Below are 18,117 nucleotides of genomic sequence, written 5' to 3' on the forward strand. Positions count from 1 at the left end.
CGTCGAAACGAGGCTCACGATACCACCTCCTCAAACTCCCGCAGCTTCGCAGTATTCCCGACGACTATCAGCGTGTCTCCCGCGCTGAGTTCAGTCGACCCAGTCGGAGCAATAAGTGGTCCCTCAGTCCGCCGAATCGCCAGAATGACGACACCGAAGGTCGTGCGGATTTGCTGGTCGCCGATCGTCGACCCCACAAGCGGACTCTCGTCGTCAAGAGTCACAGAGCGAAATCGATTGCCACCCTGTTTGAGCACGCCGATGATCTCGTATTCTCGCTGTTTTCCACGCGAATGAACGACCATCGGCGCGAAATCGGAACGGATGACACGTCGCCCATCGTCGTATGGGACCGCAATCGTCACGACCCCTTCACCGCCTGTCGTCGTCATCTTCGGAGCGAGCTGTGTGACGACTTCCTCGCCACCGTCTGTCTGTTTCGCCTCCGTGTCGAGCGGGTCGATAGGGACTTCGGCTCCAGTTGTTCGAGCACTCACAACCGAGCCAGTAACGTCACCTTCTGGAAGTTTCACTGTGACTTTGTCACCACGACCGACGCCGGTCGGTAACACCGTCTGAATCGACACGGCTCTCCGTCCGGACGGCACGCGTCGTGAGAGGCCAGCAGCACTCGGTGCGGCTGCGATTTGGGCTCGCCCCTGTTTGTCGATCGTGATTGATGCCTCAGCAAGTTCGTAATCGGTCAGCAACCGCTCTTCGAGCTTGGCCTCGAGTTCTGGAAGCGAGAGCGTTGCCGGGAAGCGCCACGAACTCGTCGTTAGCTGGTAGCGAATATTGTCAGGTAGTGGTGGGTATCCTTCGAGATCGGTGATTTCGCCGATCGGACGGACGTGGACTTGGCCGTACGAGTCGATGCGTTCCACCAGATCCGCTGAAAGCGTCGTTTCCCGCAACGCTTTCAGGGTGAATTTACGTGGCGTTGCAGTGGCGAGTTTGTCACCCTGGCTATGCGCCCAGAGACTCGCCATGAGGATGACCAATACTGCGGTGATTCCGGTCCAGCTTTCGGCCAACGAGGGGTCTATCAGTCCCATCAGCCCACCAGAAACGCCGGCAAGCGTTCCCCCGAGGGCAACGACCCCGAGCCCTGGAATAGTAACGGTCGTGAAGTATTTGAAGAGAAACCCGATGGAGAAGGCGACGAATGCGGGAAAGATCCCGGCCAACAGACCAAGGTATACACCGAGCAAGACCTCCGTAAAAGCCCCTGTGACCATTAATTGGCGTCTATCCTCGGATCCGTATAGGTGTTCTGACCGCTGAAACCGTATGCTATCTATGAGAGTAGAGCTACTGACTGAGCTAGATACCGCCTGACAGGCCGATAGACCGCGAAGTACTCGGTCGGCTGGTGGCTACATCACTTCTACCGACGATGTTCAGGAACGCAGCACGGCACTGATAGGTCTTCTTACGATACCTGTGAGGATCTATTCGATGAGCGATTCGATTACCAATAGTTAAGCGATCTGTGCCATCCTTCGTTCCTTTCAGAACGGAATACAAGGGAACTCTGGAACAACGGCCCCTGACACCAATCCTTAAACGTGGTGTCCGAGACCCTACGGTAAGATGACCGTCCGGGAGCACAAATCACAACACGATCACGTAGAATCACTCCCGTTGATTTCGAGTTCTGCAACGGTCACAACCGTCGAATCGATGGATCGGGACAGACGAGATGAAATCCGAGAGACGCTTCTCGATTTGGCGGGCGAACACGGGTTCGAAACTGCGGTCACCGATCGCGGACCTATCGATTGGGACGGGGTTTTCGAGGAAGCGACACGGTTGAACCGACGGTTAGCTGCCCGAATCGGCGCTCTCCACGAGCGCTACGAACGAGAGCACCCCGCGCTCGTCAGAATCGAGTTTGAGACTGACGAACCGTTCGACTTCGCGGCCGGCCAGTACCTCTCAGTCCGCTATGATGGCCGTACTCGACCATACTCGATCGCGAGTTTACCCAACCGAGAAAAGACCGAACTGTGTATTCGACGAGTTCCCGATGGGCGGCTCTCTCCAAACCTTTGCGACGAGCTATCGGTCGGCGACCGTCTCACCGTTCGCGGTCCGAGTGGGCATCTACTTCTGGAAGACGTTTCGAGGCGGGATATGGCGTTCCTCGCGACGGGGACTGGCGTGGCACCCATGAAGAGCATGATCGACTACATCTTCGAGGAGGAACGAGACGAGTTTCGCGGGGAGACACGCGATGTCTGGCTATTTCTCGGGGCGGCCTGGATAGACGACCTGCCCTACCACGAAGCCTTTCAGGAACTCGCGGAGACCCACGACATCTTCCACTACGTACCCTGTCTCTCTCGAGAGCCGTGGCTCTCTGGGTGGGAGGGCGAGACCGACTACATACAGGACGCGATGATGAAGTACGTAGATGAGCGCGAACTCGACGATGCGGCGTTCGGCAGGCACGTTGCTGAACTGCTCGACGACCGTCCGCAGATCGACGATGGCGCTCGCATCGATCCGCACAACGTAGAGATGTATGCCTGTGGAATCAACGCGATGGTATACAGCCTCGAGACTGCAGTACGTAGACTCGGTGTTCCGTCTCGGCACGTACACTGCGAGGGGTACGGATAGGCGACAGGTCCGGCAACAGTCTCGTATTGAGAAGGTCAATCCAGAAGAGATATACCTCCCAGGATGCCGATTAGCGTATCTATATTGATATGCTGGCTGAAGGGCTGAATACTGGTGCACTCGTCGTTTTCGTTATCATTGCGGTGACGATGGTCCTATTCGTCAGCGAGATTATCTCTAATGATGTCACGGCGATTGGAGTGATGGTGACGTTGGCCGCATTAGAGCCGATAACTGGGGTCAGACCCATCGACGCGATTTCGGGATTCGCGAATCCCGCGACGGTAACTATCGTCGCGATGTATATGCTCAGTGCGGGAATCCAGCGGACCGGCCTCATCGAACGGCTAGGGGTCGAACTCGCGAAGCTCACGCGTGGCAAGGAACGCCGCGTGCTCGCTGCATCGATGGGTGCAACGTACCCGCTAGCGGGATTCATCAACAACACTCCGATCGTGGCGATCTTCATGCCGATGGTGATCAATCTCGCCAACCGGAGCAAGATTTCCCCGTCGAAGCTGTTAATGCCGTTATCCTACGTTGCGATCCTCGGTGGCTCGTTGACTCTTATCGGGACGTCGACGAATCTCATCGCGAGTTCGCTTACGACGACACTTCTCGATCGTGGTCCTATCGGATTCTTCGAGTTCACCCAACTCGGCGTCATCATTCTCGGTATCGGGACCCTGTATTTGTTGACTGTCGGCCGTCGACTCCTCCCGGCACGCGTGCCGCCGGCAGAGGATCTGACCGAAGCGTTTGCACTTGAGGATCACCTGTACCAGGTCCGCGTCACTGCTGACTCCGAACTCATCGGCCACCACCTTGGCGAGATAGACCGAGATTCGGAAATCGATATTATACAGCTGGATCGTGGATCGAGTTCTTTCCCCGGGACCTCGGATCTCGTTGTCGAATCCGGGGATCGGCTCGTTCTGCTGGGGAAGTACAAAGCCGTCGATGAGTTTGCAACGGCGAACGATCTCACACAGTTGTCCAAAAAATCCGTCGACCAAGACACCTTCTCGGATCAGGACCGCGGGAACTCACTCGCCAAACTCGTGGTTGCCCCGAACTCGAATTATATTGGCAAACCACTCGGCGAGTACCGTCTTTCGCAACGCTACGAGACGAGCATCCTCGCAATCAACCGTCGAAGCGGGGAACGAATCATCAACGACCTCGAATCCGTCGTTCTCGAGGTGGGTGATACGTTGCTCGTCCGGTCGAACGACGCGGCACTGGCGTATATTCACGATCGAGGGAACTTCATCCGCGTCGATGCGCCACCATTTGATATCTTCGAACGTGATGGCGACGGATTACCCCCAATCGATCGGAATGCGAAACTCGCAGTGGGCATCATGTGTGCCGTCGTCGGGATTGCTGCCCTGGGATACCTCCCGATCTCTATTGCAGCGTTGTTTGGAGTCTTCGCGATGGTGGTGACCGGTGTGTTGACGCCGTCAGACGCCTACAACTCGGTCAGCTGGAACATCATCTTCCTGCTGGCCGGTGTCATTCCCCTCGGCATCGCCATGCAGGAAACCGGTGGTGCGGAGATGGTCGCCGACGTCCTCTCCGCCAGTGGAGCCTTCCTGCCCCTCATTGGCGTTCTCCTGCTGATCGTCGTCGTCACCGGTCTGTTCGCGAACGTCATCACTCCCGTTGCGACGGTCGTGTTGATGATCCCCGTCGCCGTCGACGCTGCCGCACAGCTGGGGGCGAATCAGTTTGCCTTTCTCCTCGGGGTAATGTTCGCATCCGCGAGTTCGTTCATGACGCCCGTCGGGTATCAGACGAACTTGATGGTGTACGGTCCAGGTGGGTATCGGTTTACTGACTTCCTCCGAGTTGGAGGCCCCCTTCAGTTCCTCATCGCCCTCGTCATTACCGTCGGTGTCGCAATGTTCTGGGGACTCACTCCATAATGGAAGCCAGATTTCGAAGCCAGAACGGTCTTCTCACGATATCTCCGTAGTTCAGGCTTGCTAGTCGTCTGTACCGTAATCCCCGTTGTGCATTCGATAGCCGTCGAACTCACCCCGTCGAATTTCCCGTTCGATCTCATCACGCGTCTCCGTGTCGAGTCGGACGAGGTGGCAGAGCGGATGGCCCGGAAGCGCAACCGGATTCTCGAGTACACCGACGATCAGCCCCGTAAAGGGAGCAGTTACGACGTGTTCCTCTGTTTTGAAGTGATCCGTGATCGTACAGATCGTTTCATCTTCGTGAACAAGCGGATACGGTCCCCACTCCATTTCGACAAGCCCGCCCGTTTCAGCTCGAAGCCACCGTTTCTCGCTGTCAGCCGCGGTCACCTTGTACCAACCGGGCCAGTGAACCGGGGTTCCAGGAAGGATCCCGTACTGAGCCAGAACGCTCTCAACGCCATTAACCGCCTTGTCGATCAGGGCAGGTTGAAAACGTTGGGCCCGCCCCATCTCGACCGTAATTGTCGGAATTCCATCGGACGTAGCGACCGAACGCAAGGATTTCGATTCCCCAGCCCCGTACAGAATGACGTTCGCACCGAACGAGCGGGCAAGCGGTTCGACGTCCTCGTTTTCGAGATCCGCCCGAACGTGGAACATCGTGGTCCGGTTGCGCGTTGACGTGTGGAAATCGATTCCGAGGTCGCAATTACTGATAAATCGGCTGTAGATCTGATGAGCCATTCGTTCAGCGGTATTACTGCGTTCACGTCCTGGGAATGCTCTGTTGAGATCTTGGTCGTAAATCGGGATATACCGCTGTTGAGCCTGGTATGCGGGCACGTTCACCACGTGGAGACAGACGATTGTTCCATGGAGTTCACTTGGCTGATACCGGTCCGCAATTTCCTGGACGACTTTCACTCCATTGAGTTCGTCACCGTGAATCGCTGCGGTCAAAAAAATGGTCGGTCCACCGTGCGTTCCGTTGATTATCGTGACAGGGATTTCGACCGAGTCGCCGAGGTAGTTCTCCCCCACTTCATACCGGATGTGGCGTTTCTCACCAGGATCGACCTCTGCATCGTATTGGAAGGGCTCCGGTTCAGAAATATCGGATTCCATAGGCCACCTCACTCATTGACCAACTAAAACCACAGCGATGCGTGAAATATTGGACTACCATCTCTTGAAGGAGAACACGACATTATCTCAGAAAAGACGGCGGTCCGCTAAACGGGGACCGGGCAGCCGCTTAAATCAGTATACTCATTGAGGTCGGGACGTACTCTCTGTATGTGATCGGGCTTCTACAGACTGGGTCGCTTCCCTTTGCGACTGACTTTGCGATCATTATCATTACGGCGGTCCTTCTGAGCTACATCGCCCGGTTGACGGGCCAGCCGACCATCGTCGCGTACATCTTCACCGGACTCGTTCTCGGCCCAGTCTTCCTCGACATCGTTTCTCAGTCAGAGCTCGTCGTCTTGATGAGCGAACTCGGACTCGGATTTCTCCTCTTCCTCATCGGGATGAAGATGCGTATCGACGACATCCGCGAAATTCTCCGACCCATCGTCAACATTGCTATCTGGCAGACGATTCTCCAGACCGCGCTCGCCTTCGGTGTCGCGTTCGCGCTGGGCTTTACGCTACTCGAGACGACGATTATCGCACTAGCGACCGTCTTCGGGGCGACGCCGATCATCGTGAAACTGCTTTCCGACAAAGACGAACTGGCGACGCTTCCGGGAAAGATCGACGTCGGCGTCCTCATCATTCAGGACATCTATCTCGTCATTCTCCTCGCGGTTCTGAGCGCCGACTCACTCTCGAATCCCCAGGAAATCGCCGTCAGCATCGGGACAATACTCCTGTTGATGAGTGGGATCGGCATCGTCTCGTATCTCTCCGCACGGTATCTCCTCCCGTCGCTGTTCAGGGCCGTTGCCGAGGATAGACGGGCGTTTTTCATCGTCGGTATCGCATGGGCGTTCGTCTTCATTCTCGGGACCGAACAGCTCGATCTCTCACTCGAGGTCGGGGCGTTTCTCGCAGGACTAAGTCTCGCACAGGTTCCGTACACGAGCGAACTCACGGAGCGAGTTCGGCCGATCACCGACTTCTTCATGGTCGTGTTCTTCACCAGCATTGGCCTCCAGCTCGCTGCGGACAACCTTCTGGCCTATTGGGTCGAAGCGTTAATCGCATCGGCCGCGCTCATGGTCGGGAACTTCCTGATCATCTTCTATCTCATCGACCGCGAACAGTTCACGCCGGAAACGTCGTTCATCGGGAGCCTCAATATGGCTCAGGTGAGCGAGTTCTCGCTCGTCGTCGGCGCTCTTGCAGTTACTCAGGGCTTCATCGACGCGTCGATACTGGGGTACCTCAGCCTGATGGCGATCGTCACGATGAGTCTCTCGACGTACCTCATTAACTACAACTACGAGATTTACGAGCGAGTCAAGCCCTATCTGGCACGTTTTGAGAGCGAGGAAAAACGGGATGTCGACCTCCACGTCTATCGAGATCACGCCGTCGTCGTCGGGTACGACGAGATTATTCGTGCCGCGTTACCGTTACTCCAGGAGCACTTCAGGGATGTGGTCGTCGTCGATCGGAATCCAGCCCACGCAGAGATCCATCAGTCCGCCGATTACGAGTACATCTACGGCGATTTCAAACACGGCGAGATCCGAAGCGGCGCCGGGCTCAAGCGAGCCGCGTTCGTGTTGAGTTCGACAGTCGAACCGGATATCAACCGAATCCTCCTCAAGGAGGTTGGGGACGAGACGGTCGTCTTCGCCGAGGCCGAGTCAACAGAAGATGCAGCTGACCTATACGACCGCGGTGCCCAATACGTCATCCTCAGTACCGCCCTCACGAGTGAAAAACTGGCCGACCACCTGCGTCGGTATTTCAACGAACCGGAAGAGTTCTGGTCGGTGGTAGACAGCGACATTGGCCACCTCCGCTGGGTCCGAGGTGAGTTCGATGGTTGAGCTCCTGACGCCCCTCGGCGCAATCTTCATCGTCGCCGCCATTTTCCTCGTGTTTGCGACGCGACTAGGGATACCTGCAGTGCCGATCTACATCATCGTGGGAGTGATACTGGCGCCGTTTATCCCGCAAGGGACCACCCTTGAGCTCGCACAATGGGGAGTCGCATTCCTCGTGTTCACCTTCGGTGTTGAAGTCGAACCAGGGCGGTTCCGGGCCGTTGCACGTGACAGCGAGCACGTCGCTGCCCTCCAAGTCCTGCTGATCGGTAGTCTCGTATTCGGTCTAGGACTCGTATTCGGACTTGATATGTTGAACGCAGTCTACTTCGCGAGTGCAGCTGCACTCAGTTCTTCACTCGTCGGCCGGGAACTTGCGGTACACGACATTCGTCGTAATCTCATTCAGGGACGCCTCATCTCGTCGATTCATTTCGCACAGGACCTGTTTGCAGTCGTGCTCATCCTCGTGTTGAGCGCGGACGTGTTCACTCCTGATGGTATTGCGCTCAAACTCGGGTACGGCGTCGTTATCCTCCTCGTCGCAGCGCTCGTTCGAGTGTACGTGTTCGATCTTCTCGTCTCGCTATCGGGGGACTCTGACGAACTCATCATCTTGACCGGAGTCGCGCTCCTCCTCGGGTTCATCAGCCTCGCCGAGCTAACAGGCATCTCGATCGTCGTCGGGGCGTTCGCCGCCGGACTGGCGATCACACGGGACTTCCCGGACAAATTGGCGCTCGAAGCGGGTCTCGAATCGTTCGACGATTTCTTCGCTGCGGTCTTCTTTGTCACCGTCGGGAGTCTAATCACGGTTCCCACGCCGCGTGCGCTGCTATTCGCTGGAGTACTGCTGTTCGTAATCGTCGTACTCAAGCCTCTGGTGACGATCTACGCGCTCCTCTATCAGGGGTACGAAACCAGAACGGCATCGTTGACGAGCTTCGGGCTCGACCAAGTGAGCGAATTCGCCCTCATCATCGCGATTCAGGCGTTGATACTCGAGCGGATTCAACCGGACGTCTTCGAGGCGATTATCCTCGTTGCGGCACTCACAATGATCACCTCAACCGCGACGCGTCAGTACAGCGAGCCACTGTACCGAATCCTGATGCGGATTCTCCCGCTGGAATCGACGCACTCCAAACTGAATAGTCGAAGTTCCGTCGACTCATCTCTGACAGACCACGTCATTATCGTTGGATACGGCCGACTCGGAACACTTGCGGCGCGGACGTGTGAAGATGAAGGCCAACCCGTTGTCGTGGTCGAACACGATCCGGACAGGCATGAATTGGCCACAACCCACGAGAATCACATTTTCGGCGATGCAGTTAGCAGCGAAACCTGGGAGCGAGCGAACGCCGATGAAGCGCAATTGATTCTCTCGACAGTCTCCGACCGACAGATTTCTAGCCAAATCCTTGGATTAGAAACGGATGCGGATATCATCCTTCGGTCGGACCGCGTCGATGAAGCGGGAGAATTGCTGGAAGCTGGTGCAGAGTACGTTATCGTTCCCGACTTCCTCGCCTCGGAACAGCTCCTGGAAAAGATTCGAACGGTACTCACCGAAGACGTGTCGCTCGAAGAGTTGCGGTCACGGAACAAACGCCGCTTACACCAGGACCTGGAATTTCGATAGTGATGACAGAACCTTGGGATGGAGCCCACCCAGCCTCGTTGTGAATTCGTACACTCTTCTCCCATATCGGTCGGACCGAACCCCTAAACCCAGTGTGAAACATTCAATACGTAATGACTGATTCGACCACCCAGGGGCCGATTCTCGTTCCAATCGCAAATCCAGAGACGGCAGACCAACTCGTCTCGACGGCTGCGGATATCGCGACTGACACCGGACGTCCACTCGAGGCGCTGACGGTGATCAGAGTTCCCGAGCAGGTACCGCTTTCTGAAGGAGAGCGACTCGTCACCGACGAGCGTGAGATTCTCGACTATGCTGCTGATCTCGTCAGCGATCCCGCTATCCAGGTATCGAGCCGCATTCGTTTTGCTCGCTCGATAGCGAGCGGAATTCTCAGCGTTGCAGAAGAGCAGGACATCGAGACGATTCTCATGGGATGGCGAGGGCGTCCACGTCGACGGGACATAATCTTAGGTTCCCATCTCGATCAGGTGCTCCGAAAGGCCTCGTGCGACGTACTCGTTAAACGGATGGACGGCGATGAAGAGCTACAACAAATTCTGCTTCCCGTCGCTGGGGGTCCGAACACAAAACTGGCTGCAACCGTAGCAGGCTCCCTCGCTCGCGTTCACGATGCCGAGATCCGTGTCATCGTCGTCCACTCACCCAACGAAACAACAGATACACGTGACGAGAAAGAAACGATGTTAGAGGGTGTTATCGCCGGATTTACTGGCGTTCCAGTGATTACTCAAGAAATCGTGGAGAGTGATTCCGTTGGTGACACAATAGTCGACCAATCGAAAGACGTTGATCTCGTTGTTCTCGGGGCGACGTCTGAAGACCTCTTCCGCCGTTCTGTTATCGGATCGCTCCCTGAACAGGTGGGGCGACGATCGGCTAGCTCGGTGCTGATGGTCAAAGAGCACCGAAATATCCCCTCTCGATTGGCACGGCTCATCTCACGCCTCCGACGCGAAATACTTCGTTTCTAACGGTGGCGGAAACCGGAAGCCCGAAATGAGTTCGAGAGCCACTCACTACACACTTATACCGGAATCAACTATGGACAGGACATTGTTCGATATCTCTCACAGCCCAGAATTTCTACTCCAAACCGCTAGCGACATCCCCCTCAGTGACCGGCCGTGGCTACTCGTCATCGCTATCCTCGTCATCTCATACCTTTTTTCACGGCTGATTGAGTGGAGCGGACATAAACTCCTAGACCAATCAGACTACTGGCCAGACGACTCGATCAACCGCGCCTTTTTCCAAGAGATTCACATGCCTCTGTACGTTTCAGTAGCTCTTGGCGGGATTTACCTCAGTCTAAGCGTTCTCGGGGTCGTCGAATCGGGTTACTTCCTCGTCGGTGCCATCCTTTCGATACTCGTCGTGCTGTGGATGCGAGCAGCAAAACGCCTCGGAGGCCAGTGGATCGAGGCCGTGAATGCGACTGAGAGTGACTATGAATTCTCGCCAATTTTCAAGAACTTCTGGACCATCCTCATCGTTCTCGGGACCGGGATCAGCCTCCTCGTCATTTGGGAGATTGATATCACCCCGTTTCTCGCGTCGGCAGGAATCATCGGGATCATCCTTGGGTTGGCTGCACAGGAAGCCATCGGTAATTTGATCGGTGGTGTTTCGCTATACTTCGACGACACCTATAATACCGGAGACGTGATCATCTTGGAGGGCGGCCAGCGAGGGACGGTTACTGACATTGGGATTCGGAGTACGACGGTTCTCACACGCGACAATATCCTAATTACAGTCCCGAACGCGGTATTGAACTCCGCATCGGTCGTTAACGAGTCAGCACCACAGCGACGAAAGCGAATTCGTGTTCCGATTACAGCCGCATATGGAACGGACTATCGAGATGTCGAAGAGATTCTCCTGAGAGTCTGCGACGAAATCCCACTTATCCTCGACTCGCCCTCTCCGCGGGTGATGTTCCGCGAGTTTGGTGATTCTGCACTCATCTTCGAACTCTGGGCCTATGTTGCCCATCCCTTTAGCGAGCAGCGAGCGATTGACCAGATTAATCGGCTGGTCTACGACGAATTCGACAACGCAGACATCGTCATCCCCTTCCCGCAGCGGGAAATCAGCTTCCTCGAATCGGAACAAAATGGTTTTCCACAACAGTCTGAGGAACAAACATACGTTAATGAGGGGGAAGAACCACTTTCAGATGAATCAAGCAACTAAGTAGATCTCTCCCCCAGCTTGTCCCTGCGATTCTCCGAATTCATTAATGGCGGTCAATTCGTCTCCCTCATATGGAGTGTAACCGTTGTGAATCGGGAGATGGGGTACGAATGGAAGTCCGATTCCAGAGTGAGGCGAAGATTATCACGTATCTGTGTCAGAGCTGCGCCCACTCGATGGCTGACGATCCGGAAATTCTCGAAGTTAACCCCTCTCCCCGTCGGTAACCTCGTCTAAATATCTATAACTATTCTCGAAGGAGAGCACATATTCACCGGCCTTCGACATCCCAATTTGAAACGAAGAACTCCGATTACCGCCACGCTTGATAGAGTTCATCACGAGGCGTCGTAGTGTACTCTCCATCGTTGAACATTGTTACGCGCCCTGTTTCAGCACTAAGGGTCATCGTCGTAACGACATCAGGCCGCGCAGACGTGTCGGCGGCACTCATATGGCGTGACCCCATCCAATCGGCATACTGAATGTGAGATTCGGTTGGCTGATTTGGATCAGACGAATAATCATGGAATCGGACCATCTGCTCCTGGACGATCCCATCCACACTGATAACGACAGCTCCGTCACGATTGCGAGCAACCTCAGCCGTTGCTTCATAGAAGCTATCGACGTCATCGAGGACATCACGAGATGTAGATACGGGCCATCTATTCGCCCCCATCGGATCTGCGTGATTTCGCACCGTGTGTCCCGAGACGATGGCAAAGTAGAGCCCCGGACCAGTGACGTACGGTTCATCCCAAGACTCGAACGCCAAACTAATATCCTCGATACAGAACTGGAGGATATCAACTAACTTTGTTACACGTTCATGAGATTGATAATCAATATCCAACGACTCAAGAGGAGGCATGCCTATTTGTCGTGGAGTCACCCATAAATATCGCCCGCTACACTTGATACCGTCCGCGTATTGGGATTTTGTGGCTCTGGTCTGACGTACGTAGTCAGGCTATAGGTCTCGAGGCTGGACCGTCTTCCGGTCGTTGGCCTCGGCACGGTTCGCGGCGTCGTCGAGCAGTTCGACGACTTCTTCGTTGAGAGCGTCGTAGAAATCGGCCGAGACGTTGTGGTCCGAGAGCGCGTCCTTCACGGCTGCTTTGACGATTAGGTCAGACATTCCATCGCGGAGTTCTCTTGTCCGCCATATAAAGGTTCGAAGTTTCTCACGCTAGATATCGTCACATTACAGCTCAGACGTTCTTAGTGATATGGTAGAATTTATTGAATCTAGAAAAGCTAGCGGGACCGACCTTTTCTGATCACTCAGCAGGACGGTTGATCAAGTAAGTTTTTGTCAGGTGTTCCGGGTTCAGTCCGTACGTGTTTCTTGGTTTCACCATCAACAGCTACTAGATCAGCCGTGTCACCGTCATACTCTACATATGCTCGGCCACCATCATTCTCGATGAAGTCATACATTTGCTGGGGAGACGAAGAGCCTGTGTCGCCGGATGAAGGGTTCTTCCACCCAATAGTAGTAATACATTCACAGCCATCTAAGTGAGAGTCGTCTTTCGTAACGCAGGTGACTCTAACTGCCATAGATCTACATCGTTCATTATATGGTATAAATCTGGCCAGTGGATTCACGGGCATCGTTGCCGTTCAGGCTGTTCGCTTCGGCACCTCCAGTGGAGTTTAATGGTAGTTCACCAAATCTTCGATGAGAGCCTTGCTCGTGAACTTGATTTATAAGTAGAGCTGAGTAGTAATACGCACGCAGATGGGCCACGTCTACTACCACCACCCCGGCGACAAGCAGTTCTCTCTTGACTTCGTCCATCCAGATTCCGACGAAATCGTCTCGCAGATCGTCAGCTACGACGATGATGTTGCGATAAAGCTCCTAGAATACGACCTTGACGAACCATTCTACGTCATCTACACGTCCCGCATCGGCGGTGGACCCGTGAGGGAGATTGACTTTAACCTGAAAAAGTCGCTCTCAGAGATGAGTGCCGACAACAGCACCATCGTCGTTCGTCTCCTCGAGATTTATCGCGCACTTCTCGCTCAGAACGAAGAAGAGGAGGGAGTGCCTGTCGAGGCGTACAAGAATATCGACATCGATGCGCTGCCGGATGTTCTCGATCGGACGTCATGGGAAGGATCAGCGACAGACGTAGCTGGTCAACTCGCCTCGAACCTGATCCTCAAACACGCGCTTCCGAATGCCAATCATCGAACCGCTGTTGCGCTGATTCAGTTCTACCTCCGGCGCCTGAATCCGGACTTCGCCATGCCGGAAACCTCAGTAGAAACCGACTCAAATTCCTACGACTGGCGAGAATGGGTGAACGAGTACATCAACGAATCGAAGCGGCTGTTGACCGTTCGACGGAAGAACGTCCTCTTCAAGCACCTGTATAGCTTCGGCGCGAGAACACTTGAGCGGAAACACGCAGTCGAAATCGACTTGACTGAATACGAGTTGGATATGTACCCGACTGAGGCGAAAATCGTCTACGCGGAGAAGCACGAAGATCTCTGGGTAACGTTCGTTGAGGAGGCTGTCGAACGTGCCGGCTATCCGGAGCTAAAAGAGACGCCAGGACTCTCGAAAGCGGAATTCGCGGAAAAGATTCGGAATCTCGACTAAGTGGCCCTTTCAGTCTTGGAGTGTAGCGACTGTTCGGCCCGCTTCCTCGGCCTCTTCGCTCCGCGACATATTGTATGTCGCGAGCGCTTCGTCAACCGCTTGGTCAAGACTCATTGATCAATCGAATCTAGGTTCTGCTCCCGTATAAACGCTTGCGTCAATCGATCTGTTCTAGTGCTTCGGTAGCTACGTCACCGAGCTCCCCCGCCTCGATGTGTGAGTACCGTTCCCGGACCATCTCCTCAGAGTTGTCGAGATATCGAGCAGCGACTGTATACCCAAACGCGCGAACGAGGACCTCCCCCATTCCTCGACGACCACCGTGGGGCGCGAGATATTCGTGTTTCGGATGATCAATGTCGATCTCCGCAGCCTCCGAGAGCCGTTGGAGAATCGACCGTGCGCCGTCCGTCGTGATCGAGGGAGGGCGAATATCCTCATCGACCGCCAGCAATAGGTCGCGAGCGTACTCTTCACGGCGCTCAGTAATTGCTTCCGAGCGTTCCCCTCGTTCGGCTAGCTCATCCTGGACGAGTCCTGCGAGCGTCCGTTGGTCGAACGTCGGAAACACCGGCCATCGTTCCGTCGGTGGATCCATCAGCTGGCGGTAGCTCCGCAGCGGCGAGATCACCGGGTCGGGGAGACTCGCGGCGTCCCACTGCTGTTTCTTCCGGTAGACGTCCATACTCCCGTCGTCGAGGGAGAGGTCCTCCCAGCGAACGCCGCGCCGGCGCGGGTCATTCGGGTCCCGGAGGAGTTCGCCGACGCGGACAGCTGTGTACGCGAGGACGAACACGAGCGCCCGGTCACGAGCCGCCTTCAGCGCTTCGTAGCGCGCTCGCTGCTTATCGATGGGGTCAGTATCCTCTGGGAGTGTCGTGTACGCCTCGACGGCGTCGCGGGCCCGTTCGTCGACGTTGCGGGTGAGGGCGTGGCGTTGTGCGGACGTCCAGGCCTGCTGGTCGCCGGGCTTGCGGCCGTCGTCCTCCGGCAGCGGCGCCATCGCACTTGCCCGCTGCGCGTAGTGCGCTTCGAGATATCCCTCGTTGACGCACCACCCGCACCACGCAGAAATATAGCGGTAATAGGTTTGTACCGTATTCTGTTTGAGTCCTCGGTCGCCACCAAGATGCCGGGCGTACTCCCGGAACACGCGTTCGTCGAGATCGTCGAAGGTCGGCTCCCGGTCGACGGCGTCGGGGACGATCCCAGTCCAGTCGTCGGCGCCGCGGTCGCCGGTGGCCCACTCGGCGAACCGCGCGAGTTCGCGGGCCGCGTTGCGTCGATAGTTCCCACCGTCCCCACCGCGGCCTTTCCCCTTGTCCTGGAGGTAGCGCTCGAAGCTGTCGTCGAGTGGCGTCGAAAGTGCTCGGTCAGGCATCCACCGACCCTCCACCGTCCTGCAGACCCGGTCTCGATGGCTCTACCCTGGGGGAAGCGCCGTCCTGAGGCGGTTGCAGCATTCGTGCTTCACTGACGGCGTCGGGGTACTTGAAAGTGGTCGTGATTACCGGCGTAATCATGACCACCGGTGACAGAAGTCTCATAACCATTTTTCCTATGATAGAAGGGTTCTATCCCTCGAAATTCGGATTTGGCCAACGGTATAAATCATATACCGCTATACAAAATCCAAGTGATTGGAAGTTGAGACTATGGCGGGTTTAGCGGGCCTGTGATGCGTGGTTTCGGCCGGTTCAATTAGTGGAGACTGACTCAGATTGCTCACCAAACGGCCTGTCTTGTTGAACTTGCAACCATATACGCGAATTTCGGAGACGTCCGACAGCGTTGCCACTCAGATGCTGCGCTACCACGGGGAGAGCCCCATTACTATCCGATTCCGGTTTCCTTCTTCACCAGCGTCAGCGTGTTATCAGCCGTCACGATCGGCGAGTGTTCATACTCACCGTTCAACTCGACCTGCACGAGTAGATCGACCGCTCGCCAGATCGAGTACAGCAAACAGGCGAACACGAAGTAGAAGAATCGCAGTCCAAAATTCTTCGAGGTCGTCGCCGCCATGAATCGTTTAATCGACTTGTAGCCGCTCTCGATTTCCCACCGGTAGCCGTACTCCGTGAGGTGCCCAGTCCCTCTATTCGTCATGAACACCGAGTACTGTCGATGGTCATCGTGCTCGGAGCCCTCTTTCCGCCGATAGATCAGCGTTGTCTCATGCCATTCGTTCTTGCCGAGGTGGAGCTTCCGATCGGTTTCATATCGATCCTGGTCGCGCTGGAGCAATCGCTTGGCCTGAGCTTTCTCACTGGTCTGCATCCGTTTCGGGACGACGTACGACAGTCCACGCTGGCTGATCATTTCCAGAACGTGCTGACTATCGAACTCGCGGTCCATCAGCACGTTATCGACGTGAACGAGGTTTTCCGCAGAGTCGAGGAGGTCTTCAACGATTTCCTTGCGTGACTCCCCTCGTCGAACTGGCCGCGCATCGAGCACGAGTGGAACAGCGTTGCCGACCAACTGGACGGTCGCCCACTGGTAAGCGTACTCGTCGGTCTGCTCCTTCGTACCGATGATTTCGTCCTCGTGACCCGTCCTATCACCCGTGAAGGGATCGTCCTCAGTGATGTCAATGGCGACGATGCCTGCGCGGAAAAACTCCTCCGTCCCCGCGAGTTCGTTGATGAGTTGCTGGACTGCCTGTCGGTACATCTCGCGAATCTGCTCGATAGGGAGATCACGAATCTGGTCGCGATGGCCGTGTCCGAGTGGTGTTCGATCACGCGTTGACTCGTGAATGAAGCTGCGAGCACCCTCGTTAGCCGCCAAGTTCTCACGGAGCCCTAGGTAGGTCTGTAAGCCCCAGTATGCGTTCTCGTGGATCTCACATCCCTCTCCTCGGTCCAGCGAGAACGCGGGGAATACGATCCATCCGAGGCGGTCAGTGATCTTCTCTGCCTGCTCCAAGATGGTCTGATTGTCCGATCCTCCCTCTTCAGAGCCTCCTGAGTGATATCTAATCTGTCGCTCCAACTCACGCGGAACCGCGACACCCGCATGCTGTGCTTTGATAAGAATCGTCCGAGCAGCTGTTTCGACCGTCTCGCGTAGATTCGCAGTAAAGCGATCGTGCCAGCTGCGCCACAGCGTCGACTGCTCGGGGACTGTTTCGAGACCCAGCTGCTCACAGAGCTCAGGACGGTGACTGAGATACTCAACGAGCGCTGTTTCGTGGTTCCACCCGTAGATCTCTTTCAACACGAATACCCGAAATAGTGTATCCATCCCGTAGCGTGTGGAACTCGTATAGCGGTCGTGAGTGTCGAACAGAAAGTACTCCAGGGGAAGCGACCGGACGAAGTGCTCAACAGACTCGTGAGCATCGTGTTTGAACCACGTCTCCGAGACGACGCGAATATCCGATTCCAGCCCTGCGAGCGAGGTTCGATCGTATAGCGGCGTCGAATCATACGCCGGATATTCTGCGTGTGAGCGTTGTGCGATCTGGCGAAAGACAGTTCGATTTGACTTACGAGACATCACTGGATTCTGTGGATGCGTTCATAGTCCGCTCTGACTCCGTCTCTACAGAAGGCAATTATCGAGGACGATACCCTCAGGTGACCGATAGTGGGGTGAGTCCTACGCTGATTCGAGTTCGTCGAACAGCTCGGCCACACGCCGTTCGATCTCGTCACGGATCCGACCGACCTCGGTAGCCGACTTCCCATCCGGATCCTTGAGGTTCCAATCGCGGTTCTCGCCTGCCCACCCTGCCGGGCAGACGTCTTCGGCCGAACAGCCCATCGTGATGACGTAGTCGCTTTCCTGTGTCTCCTCGAATGTGATCTCCCGAGGCGTTTGGTCCGAGATATCGATGCCGACTGCGTGCATTGCCCGATTGACCTCGTCGTGAACGTGGTCGGCGGGGCGTGTCCCGCCAGTCACGAGGTCGATTTCGCCCGTCAGCTCCCGATCCGCTACTTCCCGCTGGGCGAACGTGTAGGCCATCTGCGAGCGACCCGCGTTCTGGACACAGACGAAGGCGACCTGGATCGGATCTGATGGATCGGTCATTCGTCCTCCCCCGCAAGTGCCGTC

At 55.8% G+C, this 18,117-nt stretch carries 15 protein-coding genes; 7 read left to right on the forward strand and 8 right to left on the reverse strand.

Annotated elements, in window-relative coordinates; translation table 11 throughout:
- Positions 1-14: 14 nt before the first annotated feature.
- A complete protein-coding gene (locus E2481_RS16395; RefSeq protein ID WP_136718245.1) occupies positions 15-1,238 on the reverse strand; it encodes a potassium channel family protein in 1,224 nt (407 codons plus the stop codon).
- 355 nt (positions 1,239-1,593) lie between these two features.
- Between E2481_RS16395 and E2481_RS16400 the strand changes: the two genes are divergently transcribed.
- Both E2481_RS16400 and E2481_RS16405 read left to right on the forward strand, forming a co-directional pair.
- Positions 1,594-2,625, forward strand: a complete 1,032-nt coding sequence (locus E2481_RS16400) for an FAD-binding oxidoreductase (protein ID WP_136718246.1) — start codon at positions 1,594-1,596, stop codon at positions 2,623-2,625.
- A 149-nt stretch (positions 2,626-2,774) separates the two neighbouring features.
- Positions 2,775-4,556, forward strand: a complete 1,782-nt coding sequence (locus tag E2481_RS16405; protein WP_256867910.1) for an SLC13 family permease — start codon at positions 2,775-2,777, stop codon at positions 4,554-4,556.
- Positions 4,557-4,616: 60 nt separating this feature from the next.
- Here E2481_RS16405 and E2481_RS16410 read toward each other — a convergent pair whose 3' ends face one another.
- Positions 4,617-5,684, reverse strand: coding sequence for a succinylglutamate desuccinylase/aspartoacylase family protein (locus E2481_RS16410; RefSeq protein ID WP_136718248.1), 1,068 nt, complete (start codon positions 5,682-5,684; stop codon positions 4,617-4,619).
- A 173-nt stretch (positions 5,685-5,857) separates the two neighbouring features.
- On the opposite strand from E2481_RS16410, the gene E2481_RS16415 reads away from it, so the two are divergent.
- From E2481_RS16415 to E2481_RS16430, 4 genes are all read left to right on the forward strand, one after another.
- A complete protein-coding gene (locus tag E2481_RS16415; RefSeq protein ID WP_250137852.1) occupies positions 5,858-7,564 on the forward strand; it encodes a cation:proton antiporter in 1,707 nt (568 codons plus the stop codon).
- Positions 7,557-9,206, forward strand: coding sequence for a cation:proton antiporter (locus tag E2481_RS16420; protein WP_136718249.1), 1,650 nt, complete (start codon positions 7,557-7,559; stop codon positions 9,204-9,206). The genes E2481_RS16415 and E2481_RS16420 overlap by 8 nt, the downstream gene beginning before the upstream one ends.
- Positions 9,207-9,319: 113 nt before the next feature.
- Complete coding sequence (locus E2481_RS16425; protein WP_136718250.1) at positions 9,320-10,204, forward strand: universal stress protein; 885 nt, start codon at positions 9,320-9,322, stop codon at positions 10,202-10,204.
- An 82-nt stretch (positions 10,205-10,286) separates the two neighbouring features.
- Positions 10,287-11,429, forward strand: coding sequence for a mechanosensitive ion channel family protein (locus E2481_RS16430; RefSeq protein ID WP_256867911.1), 1,143 nt, complete (start codon positions 10,287-10,289; stop codon positions 11,427-11,429).
- A gap of 313 nt (positions 11,430-11,742) precedes the next feature.
- Here the strand turns inward: E2481_RS16430 and E2481_RS16435 are convergent, their stop codons facing one another.
- The 3 genes from E2481_RS16435 to E2481_RS16445 form a co-directional block, all read right to left on the reverse strand.
- A complete protein-coding gene (locus E2481_RS16435) occupies positions 11,743-12,303 on the reverse strand; it encodes a diadenylate cyclase (RefSeq protein ID WP_136718252.1) in 561 nt (186 codons plus the stop codon).
- Positions 12,304-12,402: 99 nt separating this feature from the next.
- A complete protein-coding gene (locus tag E2481_RS16440) occupies positions 12,403-12,570 on the reverse strand; it encodes a DUF1931 domain-containing protein (protein ID WP_136718253.1) in 168 nt (55 codons plus the stop codon).
- Positions 12,571-12,716: 146 nt separating this feature from the next.
- Positions 12,717-12,995 carry a DUF3892 domain-containing protein gene (locus E2481_RS16445; RefSeq protein WP_136718254.1) on the reverse strand — a complete coding sequence of 93 codons (279 nt, stop codon included), beginning with the start codon at positions 12,993-12,995 and terminating at the stop codon, positions 12,717-12,719.
- Between the two features lie 181 nt (positions 12,996-13,176).
- Between E2481_RS16445 and E2481_RS16450 the strand changes: the two genes are divergently transcribed.
- Positions 13,177-14,052, forward strand: a complete 876-nt coding sequence (locus tag E2481_RS16450; RefSeq protein WP_136718255.1) for a hypothetical protein — start codon at positions 13,177-13,179, stop codon at positions 14,050-14,052.
- 157 nt (positions 14,053-14,209) lie between these two features.
- Here E2481_RS16450 and E2481_RS16455 read toward each other — a convergent pair whose 3' ends face one another.
- The 3 genes from E2481_RS16455 to E2481_RS16470 all read right to left on the reverse strand — a co-directional run bounded on the left by E2481_RS16455 (position 14,210) and on the right by E2481_RS16470 (position 18,093).
- A complete protein-coding gene (locus E2481_RS16455; RefSeq protein WP_136718256.1) occupies positions 14,210-15,433 on the reverse strand; it encodes a phage integrase SAM-like domain-containing protein in 1,224 nt (407 codons plus the stop codon).
- Between the two features lie 452 nt (positions 15,434-15,885).
- Positions 15,886-17,556: a transposase gene (locus tag E2481_RS16465; protein ID WP_136718258.1), complete on the reverse strand. Its 1,671-nt coding sequence runs from the start codon at positions 17,554-17,556 to the stop codon at positions 15,886-15,888.
- A gap of 102 nt (positions 17,557-17,658) precedes the next feature.
- Complete coding sequence (locus E2481_RS16470; RefSeq protein WP_136718259.1) at positions 17,659-18,093, reverse strand: arsenate-mycothiol transferase ArsC; 435 nt, start codon at positions 18,091-18,093, stop codon at positions 17,659-17,661.
- Positions 18,094-18,117 lie beyond the last annotated feature (24 nt).

The organism is Halorientalis salina (assembly GCF_005049285.1).
GTDB classification, from domain to species: domain Archaea; phylum Halobacteriota; class Halobacteria; order Halobacteriales; family Haloarculaceae; genus Halorientalis; species Halorientalis salina.